Raw genomic sequence first — 17,744 nt, forward strand, 5'->3', positions numbered from 1 at the left:
GTCAGAGGGCTGCCGCGACGGCGCGGCCTGCCACCCGCCCGGAGAAGAGGCATCCGCCGACGAACGTCCCTTCGAGCGCGCGATAGCCGTGCACGCCGCCGCCGCCGAACCCGCTCGCTTCTCCAGCTGCGTAGAGACCGGGGATGGGTTCGCCCGTCGCACCGAGCGCGCGGCCGGACAGGTCGGTCTCGATCCCGCCGAGAGACTTGCGCGTGAGCACATGCAGCTTCACGGCGATCAGAGGGCCGGCATCGGGATCGAGGATGGGGTGCGGGTTCGCGGTGCGGATGAGGCGATCGCCTCGGAACGCGCGGGCCGAACGCAGCATCGCGATCTGGGCGTCCTTGGTGAAGTCGTTCGCCACTTCGCGGTCACGCGCCTCGATCTCGAATCGCACGCGTGCGGCATCGAGGACGTCGCCTCCCGGCAACGCCCGCATACCGGCGATGAGGTCGTCCAGCGAGTCGCGCACCACGAAGTCCGCGCCGTGGTCCATGAACGCCTGCACGGGTCCCGAGGCGCCCTTGCCGAGCCGGGACTTCGCGAGAAGACGTACATCCTTGCCGGTGAGATCGGGATTCTGCTCGCTGCCCGAGAGCGTGAACTCCTTCTCGATGATCTTCTGCGACAGCACGAACCACGAGTGGTCGTAGCCGGTCGCCCGCAGGTGGGCCAGCGTGCCGAGAGTGTCGAACCCCGGGAAGAGCGGGACGGGAAGACGTGATCCGGTCGCGTCGAGCCACACCGAGGAAGGACCGGGAAGGATCCGGATGCCGTGGTCCGGCCAGACCGGATCCCAGTTCTGGATGCCCTCGACGTAGTGCCACATGCGATCGCCGTTGATCAGCCGCGCGCCGGCCGCCTCGGTGACCCCCTGCATCGAGCCGTCGACGTAGGCGGGGACGCCCGTGACCATGGACGCCGGCGGAGTCCCGAGGCGTTCTGGCCACCATCTGCGCACCAGCTCGTGATTGCCCCCGATGCCGCCGGACGACACGATCGTCGCCTCCGCGGTGATCGCGAATGAGCCGACGGTCTCGCGCGAACTGACGGTGCCACGGGCCGCGCCGGAGGGCGCGAGGATGTCGCCCTCGGCTCCGACGACCACCCCCGCGTTGGTGGTGAGTGAAGTCACCTTGTGGCGAGGGAGGATCGTGATGCGACCCCGCCTCTCGCCCTCCTCGACAGCGGCCTGGAAGGGCGCCACGATCCCGGGACCGGTGCCCCACGTGATGTGGAAGCGCGGCACGGAGTTGCCCGGGCCTGTCGCGGTGTATCCGCCGCGCTCGGCCCAGCCCACGATGGGGAAGAACCCGACGCCCTTCTCACGCAGCCATGACCGCTTCTCTTCGTGCGCGAACTGCAGGTAGGCCTCGGCCCACCGCCGCGGCCACAGATCTTCTTCGCGATCGAAGCCCGCGTTGCCGAACCAGTCCTGGCGTGCCAGCTCGAGCGAGTCCCGCACGCCGAGCCTGCGCTGCTCGGGGGAGTCGATGAAGAACAGCCCGCCGAACGACCACCAGGCCTGCCCGCCGAGGTTCGAGCGCGGCTCCTGATCGACGATCGTGACCCGCTTTCCGGCGGCAGCGGCCTCTCCCGCCGCGACGAGCCCGGCCAGACCCCATCCGATGATGAGGACGTCGGTGGAGTGGGGGGTGCGAGGCATGTCGACTCCTTCGTCGGCGGGGGTGGCGGGTTGGGATCAGCGGGGCTCGTCGGGAGACGCCGCGGTGACGGGGAGGGCTCCTACGGCGCGGCCGTCCGCGGCGGGCCCGATCCCCGAGGGCTCGAACGTGTTCACCATGGCCATCGCGGCACGCTGGAGGTAGTCCCACAGCGTCGTCTCGTGCAGGGGCGGCAGGTTCAGCTCGTCGACGGCCGTGCGCATGTGAGCGAGCCAGCGGTCGCGCGCGTCGGGATTGACGTGGAAAGGCGAGTGGCGCATGCGCAGTCGGGGATGGCCGCGCTGCTCGCTGTACGTCGTCGGTCCTCCCCAGTACTGCTCGAGGAACATCGTGAGGCGCTCTTTCGCAGGGCCGAGGTCCTCCTCGGGGTACATCGGCCGCAGCACATCGTCGTCGGCGACTCCGCGATAGAAGGCATCGACGAGCCGGACGAATGTGTCGTGACCGCCCACTTCGTCGTAGAAGCTCAGCGGCGTGGCGCCGGATGAGGTGTCGTTGTCTGTCATGGCGTCTCCTCAGGGGTGCCCCCGGGCGCGGCGGCCTCGTCGTTCCGCTGCTGCGACTTCTTGCTCGTGCGCTTGGGTCTCCACACCGGGCGCTCGGACGCCGCCGGCGCGACCGGGGTGGGTTTCGTCTTCGGAGGATTCGCCCCGCGCACGCGCTGCGCGCCCTCGATGCCCGTCGGCATGATCGTGTTGAGGGCCGGAAGGGTGATGCCCAGCTCATCGACGGCGCGCTTCAGGCGCATCCGGAGTTCTCGCGCGACGTCGTCTCTCGCGTTGGCGCGGGTCTTCATCACGAGGCGGATGACGAGCGCATCGCCCGAGATCGACTCGAGCCCCCACACCTCGGGCTGTTCGATGATGCGGGTTCGCCACTTGTGGTCCTTCGCCAGACCCTTCGCGGTGTCGAGCATGGCCTTCTCGACCTCCTCGATGTCGGAGTCCACGGCCACCGACAGGTCGATGATGACGCGCGACCACCCTTGCGAGAGGTTGCCGATGCGCGTGATCTCGCCGTTGCGGACGTACCAGAGTGTGCCGTTGACGTCGCGCACGTGCGTCACGCGAACGCTGACGTACTCGACGATGCCGGTGGCAAGGCCGACGTCCACGACGTCGCCGATGCCGATCTGGTCCTCGGCCACGATGAAGATGCCGTTGAGCACGTCCCTGACGATGTTCTGCGCGCCGAAGCCGAGCCCCGCGCCGACCGCCGCGGTGAGCAGGGTGAGCGAGGCCAGAGCATTGGGCGCGAACACGTTGACGATCAGGAGCAGCGCGATCACGACGATCGCCACGTTGACGATGTTGTGCAGGATGGAGCCCAGCGTGCGGGTGCGCTGCACGAGACGCACCGAGGCGAGCGGGGAGCGCTCGAGAGCCTGAGTATCGTCGACGTTCGCCTTGGACTTCGCCCCGCTCACGATCCGGTTGACGACGCGGTTGATCACCACGCGCAGGATCCACACCAGGAAGATCGCGCCGAGGGTGATCCCGGCGACGGCAACCAGGTTCCACCCGGCTCTCGCCGAGAATTCACCGATCTGCTGCCACAGCGACGGTTCGGCGGGTTCGATGGGGTCGAGGGGAACGCGGATCATCGTCACGATCCTAACGACGCATCCCTCCGCCTCGGCTGAACGCCGGCCCGCCGCATCATGGAGTGCGGCTGTCGGGTGGCAGGGGCGCCGAGGCATCCACGAGCCGATGCCGATGCGCGAGGATCACGGCATGCACGCGGTCGCGCGCGCCGACCTTCGCCAGGACGCGGCCGACGTGGGTCTTCACGGTGGACTCGCTCACGAAAAGGCGGCTGGCGATCTCGGCGTTCGTCAAGCCCTGAGCGATCGCGAGGAACACATCGCGCTCTCGATCGGTGAGTTCGGCGGTCGGATCCGGTGTTCCTTCATCGATCGCCGGCCCTGGTACGGCGCGCAGGCGCTCGACCAGTCTTCGGGTGACCGGTGGCGCGAGCACCGCGTCGCCGCGGTGCACGGCCCGGATCGCCGAGGTCAGCTCGGATCGCTGCGCGTCCTTCAGCAGGAACCCGCCCGCGCCGGCATCGAGTGCTCCGAATGCGTACTCGTCGAGATCGAACGTCGTCAGCACCAAGACCCGCGTCCCGGGCCGTGCGCGCACGATCTCGCGGGTCGCGGTGATGCCGTCGGTGCGCGGCATCCGGATGTCCATGAGCACCACATCGGGGGAATGTGCCAGGACCGCGCGCAGCGCCTCGTCACCGTCTGCGGCTTCGCCGGTCACCTCGATGTCGGGTTCGGCCTCGAGGACGAGACGGAATCCGAGGCGGATGAGTTCCTGGTCGTCCACGAGAAGAACCCGGATGGTCTCGCTCACGATGGTTCGCCCTCGAGAGGCGCGCGAGGGCGGGGGAGGGATGCGCGCACGATCCATCGGTCGTCGTCGACCAGGCCCGCCGACAAGGAGCCACCGACGTGGGCGACTCGCTCGTGCAGGCCCGGAATGCCGTATCCGCCACGCGCGCCGGGCTCGACGGGTCGTCCCGCCTTCTTGGCGCCGTCGTTGACGACGAGGACGTCCACGGCCTCCTCCCGTACGACGACTCGCACGTCGATGATCGTGGCGAGGGGCGCATGGCGCATCGCGTTGGTGAGAGATTCCTGCACGATACGGGTCAGCGCCAGGCGCAAGTCGGCGGGAAGAGCGTCCAGGTCGCCTTCGGTGTGCAGGACGACCGGATAGCCGGCGCGCTGTGCCGCCTCCGCGGCAGCGGCGACATTCGCCGAATCCGCGGGTGCCAGCAGTGCTCCCGGTGCGGTGTCGGGGTCGCGCAGCACGCCGAGCATGGAGCGCATCTCGGTGAGCGCCCCACGAGCCGTCGTGGCGATCTGCTCGGTGGCGGCGCGCGCACGCTCGGTGTCGGGCGTGGCGGTGGCGCCTTCGGCGAGGGCGACGACGACGGTGAGGTTGTGAGAGACGATGTCGTGCATTTCACGTGCGATGCGCGTGCGCTCGGCGGCGGCCGCGAGCCGAGCCTGCTGGTCTCGCTCCACCATCAGCTGGCGGGACCGGTCGATGAGCGCCTCCAGATAGCGACGCCGATTGCCGACGTTCGTGCCGATGAGGCCGCCGATGAGCAGAGCGACGACCGCCGAGACCAGCGACGACACGAGGAAGGGCAGTTCGGAAGGGAGGGTGATCGTGGCCACGGAGGTGTAGATCGCCAGTGCGCCGCACGCGACGCCGAAGGCCGCCCAGCAGGCCCGTACCGAGCGGTACACCGCGACGGCGTAGAGGGCGAAGGCGGGGATCAGGTGGGCTGCCGGCACCAGGCTCGGCGGCAGCAGAAGCGCCGGCGCCATCGTCGCGACGAAGACGGTGAGGGGATGTGCGCGACGCAAGACGAGCGTGCCGCACGCCACGATCACCAGGACGACCGCGAACCAGGTCTGAGCAGGCGTCGGCACGATCGCGAAGTCGGTGCGGATCGTCGCGGCCGGCGCCGACAGGAGCAGAGCAAGCAAGACCACGAGCACATCGGCGACTCGCGGATGCCGGGCCCAAAAGCGGCGCAGCACGCCCGGCGGTCGCGGCAGACGCAGGCCGTCGTCGGTGCCGGGAAGGGCACCGACGACGGCCTGCGGCTCGGGACGGGACATCCGCTCGACTCTACGCGTCGCGTGTCCGCAGCACGCCCCAGCCGATCACCATCGGAGCGAGCACCCAGGCGCCCAGCGCCAGCAGCGGAGCCGTCAGATCCTCGGTGCCGGGCGAGGCGATGGCGGCCGCCGCGTTCATGGGCAGATACTCGGCGAGGTCGACGATCCAGCGCCAGTCCTCACCGGCCATCGAGAACAGGCTGAAAACGATCGGGAGTACGAACAGAACGCCGACGGTGACGGCGATCGCGCCGGCGCCGTTTCGCACCATGAACCCGAACCCGAGCCCGATCAGGGTGAAGGCGACCATGGACAGGACACCCAACGCCAGAGGAACGATGGACTGGGACGGCTCAGACCAGTCGATTCCCTCGGCGAGGATGGGTGCCGTCGCCGCAATGGCGACCCCATAGATCACCACGCTGGCGACCGCCATGAGCCCGGCGATGACGACCGCCTTGGCCAGCACGACCGCGCCACGGCGAGGTTCGGCTGTGAGAGTCGAGCGGATCATGCCGGTCGAGTACTCACCCGTGATCACGATCGCGCCCAGCACGCCCGCGACCAGCATCGTGAACTGCGTCGGCGACAGGATGGCGCTCACAGCCGGATAGCCGGGTCCGAAGTTCTCCGATGCAGCGGCGATCATCATCGAGATGCCGATCGAGAGGACCGCGGCGACACCGAGCGACCACCACGTGGAGCGCAAGGTGACGATCTTGATCCACTCGCTGCGGAGCAGATGGGCGAAGCTGAGCCGGTGGGTCGAGGGGCGGGCGTCCGAGCGTGTCAGCGGCTGCGCGGTGAGGACGGTCATGCGATCTCCTTGGTCTTGTACTCGACGGACTCTCCCGTGAGGGCGAGGTACGCCTCTTCGAGGGAGCCGCTGCGTGAAGTGAGCTCGTGCACCGGGATGCCGAGCGAGGCGGCGAGGTCGCCGAGAGCCGCCGCGGTGACGCCGGTGATCTCGGCCAGGCCGGGCTCCGACGCCGTCACGGTGATGTCGGGGCCCGATACGGCCGCGACCAGCTCGCCCAGTCTCGGCGAGCGAACGACGACGGCGTTGCTGGTCCATGCCCGCACCAGCGCCGACAGATCAGCGTCCGCGAGCACCTGACCGCGTCCGAGGACGATGACGTGATCGGCTGTCTGCGCCATCTCGCTCATGAGATGACTCGACAGCAGCACTGTGCGTCCTTCGGCTGCCAGATGCCGCACGAACTGGCGCACCCAGCGCACGCCCTCGGGATCGAGCCCGTTGACGGGCTCGTCGAGGATCAGCGTGTGGGGATCGCCGAGCAGCGCCGCCGCGATGCCGAGCCGTTGGCCCATACCCAGCGAGAACTTGCCGGCGCGCTTGCCTGCCACCGACCCGATGCCGGTGAGCTCGATCACCTCGTCGACGCGCGTGCCGGGTATGCCGTGGGTCGCGGCCATCGCCCGCAGATGATTGCGGGCCGTGCGCCCGGTGTGGACGGCTTTGGCGTCCAGGAGCACCCCGACCTCGGTCAGGGGCGAGCGCAGCTGGGCGTACGGACGCCCGTTGACGGTGACGCGGCCGCCGGTCGGGCGGTCCAGGCCGACGATCATGCGCATCGTGGTGGACTTTCCCGCGCCGTTGGGGCCGAGGAAGCCGGTGACCTTGCCCGGCTGAACGGTGAAGCTGACATCGGCGACGGCCCGCTTGGCGCCGAAGCTCTTGCTGAGATTCTCTGCGACGATCATGGTGTCGACGCTACGGAGAGACCCCCCTGTGGCGCATCGGCCGACAGGAGGGTCTTCTCGGATGCGGGTGGTACCGCGGTACTACTCGGAGTCGCGGGCCTGTACCGACAGGGCGCGCTCCACGCCCGCGAGGTTCTCGGCGACGAGACGGCGCAGCGCCGGCGCGGCGTCGGCGTTGGCCTCGAGCCACGCACGGGTCGCATCACGCAGCGCGACGCTCGCGAGCGGCGCGGGGTAGAGGCCTGCGATCAGGTACTCCGCGATCTTGTACGTGCGCGAATCCCAGATCGGCAGCAGGGCGTCGAAGTAGCGCGGAACGAACGCCTGGAGGAGGTCGCGACCGGCGGGGTGGACGAAGCCGAGCGCGGCCGAGCGGACGATCGTGTTGGGCAGTTCGTCGCTGTCGACCAGTGAGGCCCATGCGGCCGCTTTCGCCTCAGCGTTGGGCAGGGCGGCCTTCGCCTGCGCCGCGAACTCGCCGCCCTTGGCCGTGTTGTCGGACGCGAGTGCGTCGTCGATGTCGGCGGTGGTGACGAGCCCGCCGGCGGCGAGCGAAACGAGCAGCTGCCACGAAAGGTCGGTGTCGATCTCGAGTCCCTCGAAGACGACCTCACCGTCGCGCACCTGGCGCACCTTCTCCCACTGCGCGGAGGTCGCCGCGGCGCTGGCGAAGGCGGTGACGAACTGCAGCTGGCTGTCGCTGCCCGCCTCGGCGCTCTGCGCGAGCTCCCACAGGGCGTCGGCGACCTTCTCACGCGTCGCGTCGCGCGTCTCGGGTGCGACGTAGGAGTTCGCCGCGAGCTGCAGCTGGGCGAGCGTCGTGCGGACCGTGGTGGACTCTGTCTCGGTGCCGATGTTGCGCAGCACCAGATCGACGTAGTCGGACGCCGAGCCCTCCGCATCCCTCGTCTGGTCCCACGCGGCGCCCCACACCAGCGACCGGGCGAGCGGGTCGCTGATATTGCCCAGGTGCTCGATCGCGGTCTGGAGCGAGCGCTCGTCGAGACGGATCTTGGTGTACGCGAGGTCGTCGTCGTTCAGGAGGACAAGATCCGGACGCTTGCGTCCCTTCAGCTCGGGCACCTCGGTGAGGTCGCCGTCGACGTCCAGCTCGATGTGGTGAACGCGAACCAACGCGCCGCCGTCAACGTCGTAGAAGCCCACGCCGAGGCGGTGGGGCCGGATCGTCGGGTAGTCGGCCGGGGCGGTCTGCACGATCGCGAAGCGTGTGATGGTGCCGTCGACATCGGTCGCGATCTCGGGGGCGAGGGTGTTGACACCCGCTGTCTCGAGCCACTTCTTCGACCAGGTCGACAGCTCGCGCCCGCTCGTCGTCTCGAGTTCGGACAGCAGGTCGCTGAGCTCGGTGTTGGACCACTCGTGCTTCTTGAAGTACGCGGCCACTCCGGCGAAGAACTGCTCGATGCCCACCCACGCGGCCAGCTGCTTGAGCACCGATCCGCCCTTGGCGTACGTGATGCCGTCGAAGTTGACCTGGACGTCTTCGAGGTCGTTGATCTGCGCGACGACCGGGTGCGTCGAGGGCAGCTGGTCCTGGCGATAGGCCCAGGTCTTCTCCATCGCGTTGAACGTTGTCCACGCTTCGGTCCACTCGGTCGCTTCAGCCGTGGCGATCGTCGACGCCCACTCGGCGAACGACTCGTTCAGCCACAGGTCGTTCCACCACTTCATCGTCACGAGGTCGCCGAACCACATGTGGGCCAGCTCGTGCAGGATCGTGACGACGCGACGCTCCTTGATCGCGTCCGTCACTTTGCTGCGGAAGACATAGCTCTCGGTGAAGGTCACGGCGCCGGCGTTCTCCATTGCGCCCGCGTTGAACTCGGGGACGAAGAGCTGGTCGTACTTCGCGAAGGGGTACGCGTAGTCGAACTTCTCCTCGAAGTAGGCGAAGCCCTGGCGCGTCTTGTCGAAGATGTAGTCGGCGTCGAGGAACTGCCACAGGCTCTTGCGCCCGTAGACCCCGAGGGGGATCACGCGGCCCGAAGCGCTCGTGAGCTCCGAGAACGTGGCCTCGTACGGGCCCGCGATGAGCGCGGTGATGTACGACGAGATGCGCGGCGTCGGCTCGAAGCGCCACGTCGCGGTGCCGTCGCCGTGCTTCTTGGGTTCGGGCGTGGGTGAGTTGGAGACGACCTTCCACGGCTCGGGCGCCGTGACGGTGAACTCGAACGTGGCCTTCAGGTCGGGCTGCTCGAACACCGCGTACACGCGGCGTGAATCGGGAACCTCGAACTGCGAGTACAGGTAGACCTCTTCATCGACGGGGTCGACGAAGCGATGCAGTCCCTCACCGGTGTTCGTGTACAGGCAGTCCGCGTCGACGACGAGTTCGTTCTCGGCTGAGAGCTCATCGAGCGCGATGCGGGAGTCGGCGAACGCGGTGGCCGGGTCGATCACCCGGCCGTTGAGCGTGATCTCGCGGATCTCTCGTGCGATGAGGTCGATGAAGGTGGACGCACCGGGGGTCGCCGTGAAGCGGACGACGGTGCGCGATCCGAAGACCTCGGCGCCCTTCGTCAGATCGAGCACGACCTCGTACGACTGTGTGTCGACGGTCGTGCGACGCTCCTGCGCCTCGATGCGGGTGAGGTTCTCTCCAGGCACTAGTTCTGCTCCCGTAGGTGGAGGGTGGCGGCGTCGTCGTCCGGTGCGGATGGCTCCGGCGACAACCGTCCAAGCCTATGCCAGCCCACCCCGGCGGGCAGTGCCTGTGGATGAACGACACCACGAGCGGTGTCAGGATGGAGTGGTGACTTCTGGTGAGCAGCACATGGTCCCCTTCGCGTCCTCGGCCGCGGCATCCGGCAGCCCTCACGTCGAGCAGCCCGTCGCGTACGACGCGCTGCTGCTCGCCGGTTTCGGCGGTCCGGAGGGCCAGGATGACGTCATCCCGTTCCTTCGGAACGTGACGCGCGGACGCGGCATCCCCGATGAGCGGCTGGAGGAGGTCGCGCACCACTACCGGCACTTCGGCGGCGTGAGCCCCATCAATGCACAGAACCGCGCGCTGAAGGCGGCCCTGGAAGCCGAACTGGCGCGCCGTGGCATCGACCTGCCGGTGTACTGGGGCAACCGCAACTGGGCGCCGTACCTGGAGGAGGCGGTTCAGGATGCCGCCGCCGCCGGCCGCACGAAGCTGCTGGCACTCGCGACGAGCGCTTACTCGTCCTTCTCGAGCTGTCGGCAGTATCGCGAGGACTTCGCGCGGGTGCTCGGTGAGACGGACCTGTCGGGAACGGTCACGATCGACAAGGTCCGCCAGTTCTTCGATCACCCCGGATTCGTGCAGCCTTTCGTGGACGGCGTCCGCGATGCCGTCTCGACTTTCCTGGCCGAAGGCATCGCGCCGGGCGCCGTGCGCGTGCTGTTCTCGACGCACAGCATTCCGACCGCCGACGCCGAGCGGTCGGGCCCGCGGGAGGGCGACGACCTCCACCGCGGGTTCGGCGAGGGCGGTGCGTACGCCGCCCAGCACCGCGCGGTGGCCGAGGTGGTCATGGCCGCGGTCGCGGCGGAGGTCCCCGGCGCGCAGGACGTGGGTTGGGACCTCGTCTACCAGTCGCGATCGGGCCCGCCCAGCCAGCCGTGGCTGGAACCCGACGTCAACGACGTCATCGCTCAGCTACCCGCTGCGGGTGTCGAGGCGGTGCCGATCGTGCCGCTCGGCTTCATGAGCGATCACATGGAGGTGCTGTGGGACCTCGACACCGAGGCGATGGATGCTGCGGCCGAGGCGGGGCTGCGTGCCGTGCGCACGCCGACGCCGGGGATCGACCCCGCGTTCGTGGCGGGGCTCGTCGATCTCGTGGAAGAGCGCCTGCACGGGACTCCCGCGGCCGAACGGCCACACGCGACCGAGCTCGGCCCGTGGTTCGATGTGTGCCGTCCGGCGTGCTGCGAGAACGTCCGCGCAGGATTCAAGCCGGCGGCGGCCGGCGTCGCGCCGTGACGGTCGGCTGAAGCCGCCCCGCGTCTCTAGGATTGTGCCCATGCGCATCCACATCGCGACCGATCACGCCGGCCTCGAGTTCTCGACGCAGCTGCAGCATCACCTCGCCGAGTCCGGCCACGAGGTGATCGACCACGGTCCCGTCGAGTACGACGCCCTCGACGACTACCCCGCGTTCTGCATCCGGGCGGCCCAGGCGGTCGTGCGCGACCAATCGGCCGGCATCGAGACGCTCGGGGTCGTCTTCGGCGGCTCGGGCAACGGCGAGCAGATCGCCGCGAACAAGGTGCTCGGCGCCCGGGCGGCGCTGGTGTGGAGCATCGCGACGGCAGAGCTGGCACGTGAGCACAATGATGCCAACGTGATCGCCATCGGCGCCCGCCAGCACACGTTCGAAGAGGCCGCCGCGTTCATCGACCGGTTCATCGCGACACCCTTCTCGGGCGAGGAGCGCCACGCCCGCCGCATCGCGCAGCTCGCAGCCTATGAGCAGGACGGCACGCTCGAACCGGACCCGCGCGCCCCGAAGCCGCGGCCGGACGTCCTCGCCGCCGACGACAGCTCGTTCGATCCCGAAGCGGGCTGAGGCGCGATGCCAGAGGGCCACTCCGTCCACCGGATCGCGCGCCAGTTCGATCGCAACTTCGTCGGCCGGACTGTTCAGGCTTCCAGTCCGCAGGGGCGGTTCGTCGAGGGTGCGCAGGTCATCAGCGGACGCTCGGCGACACAGGTCCGCGCGGTGGGGAAGCAAATGTTCCTCGAGTTCGACGACGACCTGTGGTTGCGCGTGCACCTCGGGATGTACGGCGCGTGGGACTTCGCGGGCGAGATCCTGGTCGACCCGACGATCGCCTCGGCGAACGGGCGCAGGGCCCACGCGCCCGGAGGCTCCGCCCGACGCGCCAGCGGCGAGCGGAGTGGGCGTGGGGAGGGTCAGACCAACCAGCGCGGTACCGCGGTGGAGGAAGCGATCCACGACGACGCCGGCGAGAACTCGCTGACATCGATCGGCGCGCCCCGGCGCGCCCGGGTGCACGTGCGGATGTCGGAGCAGACGACCGGGCTGGCGGATGAGGGCGACCAATGGCCGCCTCCGGTCGTCGGGCAGGTGCGGCTGCGGCTGCTCACCGCGACGACCTGTGCGGATCTGCGCGGCCCGACCGCGTGCGAGCTGCAGACACCCGACGAGGTCGCCGCGACGATCGCGAAGCTCGGACCCGACCCTCTCGTCGACGACGTCGCCGAGGGGGAGGAGCGGTTCACCGCCGTCGTCCGCCGCAAGCCGACGCCGATCGGCCTGCTGCTGATGGACCAGAGCGTGGTGAGCGGCATCGGCAACGTGTATCGGGCCGAACTGCTCTTCCGGGCGCGCCAGAATCCCCACACGTCCGGCCGCGACGTGCCTGAGGACGTGGTGAGAGCGCTCTGGCGGGACTGGGTGCGGCTCATCGCGATCGGGGTAGACACCGGGCAGATGATGACGATGGACGATCTCGATCCGGCGTCCTATCGCAAGGCGATGGCCAGTCGCGACGACCGGCACTGGGTCTACCACCGCGCGGGACTGCCCTGCCGCGTGTGCGGGACGTCGATCGTGGTGGAAGAGGCGGCGGGCCGCAAGCTCTACTGGTGCCCTCGCTGTCAGGCGTAGCGCAGCAGACGAACCCTCATAGGCTGAACACATGCGCCAGAACCCCAGCTTCGCGATGACAGATGTGGCCGAGATCCGTCGGCTGATCGCCCAGAACCCGTGGGTCACGATCGTGAGCTCGACCGACACCGGCATGGTGGCCTCGCACTACGCCGTGCTCCTGGACGACGAACGTGACGATCTCACCGTGGTCGGCCACGTCGGCAAGCCCGACGACCTGATCCATGGCCTCGGCGAGCGCGAGCTGCTGGTGGTCGTGCAGGGGCCGCACGGCTACATCTCACCGGGGTGGTACGGCGACACGCCCAGTGTGCCCACCTGGAACTTCGTCTCGGCGCACCTGAGCGGCATCCCCGAGATCCTCACGCCCGAAGAGAACCTGCGCGTGCTCGACAAGCTTGTCGCGCACTTCGAGAATGGGATGCCGCAGCCGCGCCTGCTGTGGGAGCGCCCCAACGATCCCGACTTCGTGACGAGGCTCGAAAGGGGCACAGTTGGATTCCGGCTGACCCCGACGCACGTCGTGGCCAAACGGAAGCTGAGCCAGAACAAGTCCGATGAGGTTGTCGAGACCGTTATCGCGGGGCTCGAGGCCGGCGGCAGCGGCGCATACGCCGACCCGCGGCTCGCCGGCGAGATGCGACGCGACTTCGAAGCCCGCACGTCGGCACGGTGATCCCTTCCCAGGGTGAAACGCCCGACATCATCGCCGGCGTGCGGCTGACCGGTGTCGCGCGGACCGACCCCTTCGGCGACGAGCCCGTCGATGTGCACCTCTCCGAGGGTGTCGTCGCCGATATCGCGCCCGCGGGGGCCGTACCGCGGCGCGGACTCGTGCTCGAGGGCGACGGCCACTGGCTGATCCCGGGCCTGTGGGACCACCACGTGCACGTGGTGCAGTGGGCGCTCGTGGCGCAGCGCGTTGCTCTCGGAGGCGCGACTTCGGCCGCCCAAGCCGCCGCGATCATGGGCTCCGCGGTGCCGCTGCCCGATGGGCGCCGGGTCGGAACGGGATTTCGCGACGCGCTGTGGGCCGACGCCCCCAGTCTCGCCGCGCTCGACGCGGCGACCGGCGAGACCCCGACCTACTTGATCAACGCCGACGTGCACAGCGTGTGGCTGAACTCCGCCGCCCTCCGCCGCGAAGGCTTCGAGCCCGACGGGGTGGGCATGCTCCGGGAAGAGCCGGCGTTCGAGATCTCCCGCCGGCTCAACGCGCAGCCATCCGAGTCGACCGACCCGCTGGTCGCGCGCATGGCGCACGAGGCCGCGGCCCGCGGCGTGGTCGGCATCGTCGACCTCGACATGGCGTGGAACGAGGATGCGTGGGTGCGTCGTCTGGCGGGCGGATTCGATGCGCTGCGGGTGTCTTTCGGCATCTATCCCGAGTTCCTCGACCGCGCTGTCGCCGAAGGGCTTCGGACGGGGGACGCCGCGCGGGGCGCGGAATCCGACCTCGTCCGTGTCGGGCCGCTCAAGGTGATCACCGACGGGTCCCTGGGCACGCGCACTGCGGCCTGCTCGCGTGCCTACCCCGGCGATCCGCACAATCACGGGGTGCTCACCGTCGACGCCGCGACGCTCGTGGAGCTCATGACCCGCGCGACCGGCGCCGGCATCGCATCCGCGATCCACGCGATCGGCGACGTGGCCAACTCGCACGCTCTCGACGCGTTCACCGCGACCGGCGCATGGGGCACGATCGAGCACGCTCAGTTGGTCGCGCACGCCGACATCCCGCGATTCGGGCGTCTGGGCATCGGCGCCAGCGTGCAGCCCGAGCATGCGCTGGAGGACCGCGACCTGACCGACACCATCTGGGCGGACCAGACGGCGCAGCCGTACCCGTTGCGCACCCTCGCCGATTCGGGTGCCACGCTCCTGTTCGGCTCGGACGCGCCCGTCTCGCCGCTGGATCCGTGGGCGGCGATGGCCTCCGCGGTCTTCCGCACGCGCGACGGCCGTGAGCCCTGGCAGCCGCATCAGAGCCTCGAGCCCGAGACCGCGCTGTCGGCCTCGACCCGGGGTGGATCGACGACGCCGGCGCGCATCGAGCCGGGGGACGTCGCCGATCTCGTCCTCTGCGCGCGCGACCCGCTGGGTGCCGACGAATCCGCGATGCGCAGCATGCCGGTGACCGCGACTCTTCTGGGCGGGCGACTCACGCACCTGGCGTAGGTCGGTTGCGATGTGCGGGGGTCAGCCCCCGTGCGGTTCCGGGAGGACGTCGGATGCCGCGCGGGGGCCCAGACGGCGAGGCTGGAGGCACGTGCAGCCACCACCTGCTGTGGCTCGATGACCAGGGCATGATGGGACAGTTCCCGGTCGTCGATCCGGGCCAGCGGCCCGATTACGCGTCCCGAGGAGAAAGCGATGACCACGACCACTGACGCGGAGCGCGCGCCGCAACCGGCGGGCACCGCCACCCCGGGATTCTGGGCCACCTATACGCAGTGGTGGCTGCGCACACCGGGCAGCGCGCTGTACCTGCTGCTGGTATTCGTCCTGGCGATGCTCTCGATCGGCGTACTCGCGCCGTTCTTCTGGACCGGGGTGGGCCTGCTCGTCCTGGTGATCGGGCTGCCGCTGGTCGTGCTGAGTCTGATGATCGCGCGGGGTTTCGGGATCGCCGACCGCTTCCTGCTGCTGGTCACCGGGCTTCCGCGGATCGCCGAGCCGGAGTGGAATCGCGACAAGACGGATGCGACGGGTTTCTGGGTCACGCTCACGCGACCGGTGCGCAACGCCCACTACTGGGTCTACCTCATCCACGGCATGATCCTGAACCCGATCGTCAGCACGATCTCATTCGCGCTGACGGTCGTCTGGCTCAGCGTGGGGCTGGGCGGCCTCACGTACTGGTTCTGGGGGCTGTTCCTGCCGCGCAACTGGAACGAGGACGGCTCCGGCGGGGAATGGGGTCACTATGTCGCGGATGCCGTGCCGTGGCTGTTCGGGGGCTGGAACAGCTGGGCCGTCGAGGTGGTGCTCTACCTGATCGCGGGCGTATTGTTCACCGTCACGATGCCGTGGGTGCTGGGCGGTCTGGCCCGCGCCCACCATGCGATCGCCCACGGGATGCTGGGGCGGTGGGAATCTGATGATCTGGCGGCCGAGGTGCGTGCCGAGGTCGCGGCTCGCGGCGCGGCCGTCCACGCCGAAGACGTGGCACTGCGACGACTGGAACGCGACATCCACGACGGCCCGCAGCAGAGACTCGTGCGCCTGCAGCTGGACCTCGCGGCGCTGGAGCGTCGCGCGGGAGCAGGTGAGACGGGCGCCGCGGCGGATCTGGCCCGCGAGGCCCGCGAGCACGCGAAGGCCGCATTGGACGAGTTGCGCGCTCTCTCGAGCGGCGTCGCGCCACCCCTCCTGCAGGATCGGGGACTGGCAGCGGCGATCGACGCGGTGGCGGCGGCATGCCCTCTCCACGTGAACGTCGACGTCGATCCCGTGGTCGATCGCGTCGTGGGCCCGGAAGTCGCACGCACGGTGTACTTCATCGTCGCCGAGCTGCTGACGAACGCCGCCAAGCACTCGGCCGCAAGCGCCGTGACGCTCAAGGCGTCGCTGCGGCGACCCTTCCCTACGGCCGCGCCGACGCATCTGGACGTGTGGGTCGTAGACAACGGCCGCGGCGGTGCCTTCGCCGCGGGCGGCCACGGCCTGGAGGGGCTTCAGCAGCGGGTCGCCGGCCTGCGCGGCACCCTGGTGATCGACAGTCCGATCGGTGGCCCGACTTCGGTCGGGGCGCACATCCCGCTGGGTGCGGGGCCGGCATGAGTCATCCGTATCCTGAACGGATGGCGTCGGCACCCGCACCCCTCCGTGTCGTCCTCGTGGAAGACTCCGTTCTCCTGCGCGAGGGCCTGGTGCGCCTGTTCGACGAGGCCGGCTACGTGACGGCAGGAGCCTGGGGCGATGCCGAAGACATCGTGGACCGCGTGCGCCGCGCGCAGGCCGACGTGGCCATCCTCGACGTCCGGCTCCCCCCGGGCTTTCGCGACGAGGGCATCCGGGCCGCGTTGACCCTCCGCGCGGCGTTTCCCGACGTCGGGATCCTGGTGCTCAGCCAGTACGTGGAGGGTGTATACGCCCGCGAGCTGCTCGCCGGTGGTGAGGGAGGGGTCGGCTACCTCCTCAAAGACCGCGTCACGTCGCTGGAGGAGTTCACGGATGCCGTCGAACGGGTCCGTGAGCGCGGCACCGTGCTTGATCCGCTCGTCGTGCAAGGGCTGCTTTCTGCCCGCCCCGACCCGTTGTCGGCGCTGACACCGCGCGAGCGTGACGTCCTCGGGCTCATGGCGGAGGGGCGCAGCAACGCGAGCATCGCCGAGCGCCTGTTCATCGGTGTCGGCGCCGTCGAGAAGAACATCAGCGCCATCTTCGCCAAACTCGCGCTGGAAGAATCCGGCACCGAGCACCGGCGGGTCCTGGCGGTCCTCGCGTTCTTGCAGCACCCCTGACAGCACGAAGGCCCCCGGCAGTGCCGAGGGCCTTCGTGCGACGGGTCAGGTCACTCCGCGAGGTGGGCGAAAAGGAACCAGCGGTCCTTCTCGAGGCTCTCCTTGATGCCGATCGCGATGTCCTGGCTCGTGAGGTCGAATTCGTCGAGACCGTCGATGGCCGTCTGCACATCGGCGATCACGGCGTCCATGTCGCCGATCACGCTGCGGATGATCGACTCCCACTGCGTGAATCCGGCCGGCACCGCCGTCGGCGGCGTCTTCTCGGCGACCGTGGACACACGGGCGTCCACCGGGAGTCCGAGAGCGACGATGCGCTCCGCGGCCTGGTCCGCGCCGTCCTGGGCGTGCGCCACGACCGAGTCGAGAAGCTCGTGGATCGCGATGAAATTCGCGCCGCGCACATTCCAGTGCGCCTGCTTGCCGTTGACGGCGAGGGCCTGAAGGCCCAGCACCACGGGGGTGAGGAACTGCGCGGTCGCGGATGCGACGTCGGGATTCGCCGCGGTAGCGGGGATGGTGTTGATCTTCGTCATATCTGTCGCCTCCAGCTTGGGGAGGGCCGCTGCGATCGGCGGTCGTCCTCCTGTGAGAGCAACGCTAC

The 17,744-nt window shown here is 69.3% G+C and carries 16 protein-coding genes; 7 read left to right on the forward strand and 9 right to left on the reverse strand.

Features of this window, described 5'->3' with window-relative positions; translation table 11 throughout:
* Window position 1: 1 nt before the first annotated feature.
* The 8 genes from K0817_RS09195 to pepN form a co-directional block, all read right to left on the reverse strand.
* Entirely contained in the window at window positions 2-1,666 is a 1,665-nt protein-coding gene (locus tag K0817_RS09195) for an FAD-binding dehydrogenase (RefSeq protein WP_219981159.1), read from the reverse strand.
* Window positions 1,667-1,702: 36 nt separating this feature from the next.
* A complete protein-coding gene (locus K0817_RS09200; RefSeq protein ID WP_219981160.1) occupies window positions 1,703-2,191 on the reverse strand; it encodes a globin in 489 nt (162 codons plus the stop codon).
* Entirely contained in the window at window positions 2,188-3,288 is a 1,101-nt protein-coding gene (locus K0817_RS09205; protein WP_219981161.1) for a mechanosensitive ion channel family protein, read from the reverse strand. Before K0817_RS09205 ends, K0817_RS09200 begins: the two co-directional genes overlap by 4 nt.
* Before the next feature lie 55 nt (window positions 3,289-3,343).
* Complete coding sequence (locus tag K0817_RS09210; RefSeq protein ID WP_253735275.1) at window positions 3,344-4,042, reverse strand: response regulator transcription factor; 699 nt, start codon at window positions 4,040-4,042, stop codon at window positions 3,344-3,346.
* Window positions 4,039-5,325, reverse strand: a complete 1,287-nt coding sequence (locus tag K0817_RS09215; RefSeq protein WP_219981163.1) for a sensor histidine kinase — start codon at window positions 5,323-5,325, stop codon at window positions 4,039-4,041. Before K0817_RS09215 ends, K0817_RS09210 begins: the two co-directional genes overlap by 4 nt.
* 10 nt (window positions 5,326-5,335) lie before the next feature.
* Window positions 5,336-6,142: an ABC transporter permease gene (locus tag K0817_RS09220; protein ID WP_219981164.1), complete on the reverse strand. Its 807-nt coding sequence runs from the start codon at window positions 6,140-6,142 to the stop codon at window positions 5,336-5,338.
* A complete protein-coding gene (locus K0817_RS09225; protein WP_219981165.1) occupies window positions 6,139-7,050 on the reverse strand; it encodes an ABC transporter ATP-binding protein in 912 nt (303 codons plus the stop codon). Before K0817_RS09225 ends, K0817_RS09220 begins: the two co-directional genes overlap by 4 nt.
* 81 nt (window positions 7,051-7,131) lie before the next feature.
* A complete protein-coding gene (gene pepN / locus K0817_RS09230; RefSeq protein ID WP_219981166.1) occupies window positions 7,132-9,678 on the reverse strand; it encodes an aminopeptidase N in 2,547 nt (848 codons plus the stop codon).
* A gap of 166 nt (window positions 9,679-9,844) precedes the next feature.
* On the opposite strand from pepN, the gene K0817_RS09235 reads away from it, so the two are divergent.
* From K0817_RS09235 to K0817_RS09265, 7 genes are all read left to right on the forward strand, one after another.
* On the forward strand, window positions 9,845-11,023 hold the full coding sequence (locus tag K0817_RS09235) for a ferrochelatase (protein WP_219981606.1): 1,179 nt from the start codon (window positions 9,845-9,847) through the stop codon (window positions 11,021-11,023).
* A gap of 40 nt (window positions 11,024-11,063) precedes the next feature.
* Window positions 11,064-11,609 (forward strand): ribose-5-phosphate isomerase, encoded by a 546-nt coding sequence (locus tag K0817_RS09240; protein WP_219981167.1) that lies wholly within the window; start codon window positions 11,064-11,066, stop codon window positions 11,607-11,609.
* A gap of 6 nt (window positions 11,610-11,615) precedes the next feature.
* Complete coding sequence (locus K0817_RS09245) at window positions 11,616-12,674, forward strand: Fpg/Nei family DNA glycosylase (RefSeq protein ID WP_219981168.1); 1,059 nt, start codon at window positions 11,616-11,618, stop codon at window positions 12,672-12,674.
* 31 nt (window positions 12,675-12,705) lie between these two features.
* Entirely contained in the window at window positions 12,706-13,350 is a 645-nt protein-coding gene (locus K0817_RS09250; protein ID WP_219981169.1) for an FMN-binding negative transcriptional regulator, read from the forward strand.
* On the forward strand, window positions 13,347-14,852 hold the full coding sequence (locus K0817_RS09255; RefSeq protein WP_219981170.1) for an amidohydrolase family protein: 1,506 nt from the start codon (window positions 13,347-13,349) through the stop codon (window positions 14,850-14,852). The genes K0817_RS09250 and K0817_RS09255 overlap by 4 nt, the downstream gene beginning before the upstream one ends.
* Before the next feature lie 195 nt (window positions 14,853-15,047).
* Complete coding sequence (locus tag K0817_RS09260) at window positions 15,048-16,457, forward strand: sensor domain-containing protein (RefSeq protein ID WP_219981171.1); 1,410 nt, start codon at window positions 15,048-15,050, stop codon at window positions 16,455-16,457.
* Between the two features lie 20 nt (window positions 16,458-16,477).
* Window positions 16,478-17,140 (forward strand): response regulator transcription factor, encoded by a 663-nt coding sequence (locus K0817_RS09265; RefSeq protein WP_253735276.1) that lies wholly within the window; start codon window positions 16,478-16,480, stop codon window positions 17,138-17,140.
* Between the two features lie 50 nt (window positions 17,141-17,190).
* Here K0817_RS09265 and K0817_RS09270 read toward each other — a convergent pair whose 3' ends face one another.
* The gene (locus tag K0817_RS09270; protein ID WP_219981173.1) at window positions 17,191-17,676 is read right to left on the reverse strand and encodes a Dps family protein; all 486 of its coding nucleotides are present in this window, start codon (window positions 17,674-17,676) and stop codon (window positions 17,191-17,193) included.
* Window positions 17,677-17,744: the final 68 nt, after the last annotated feature.

Origin of the sequence: Microbacterium sp. HD4P20 (assembly GCF_019449275.2) — a bacterium.
Taxonomy (GTDB): domain Bacteria; phylum Actinomycetota; class Actinomycetes; order Actinomycetales; family Microbacteriaceae; genus Microbacterium.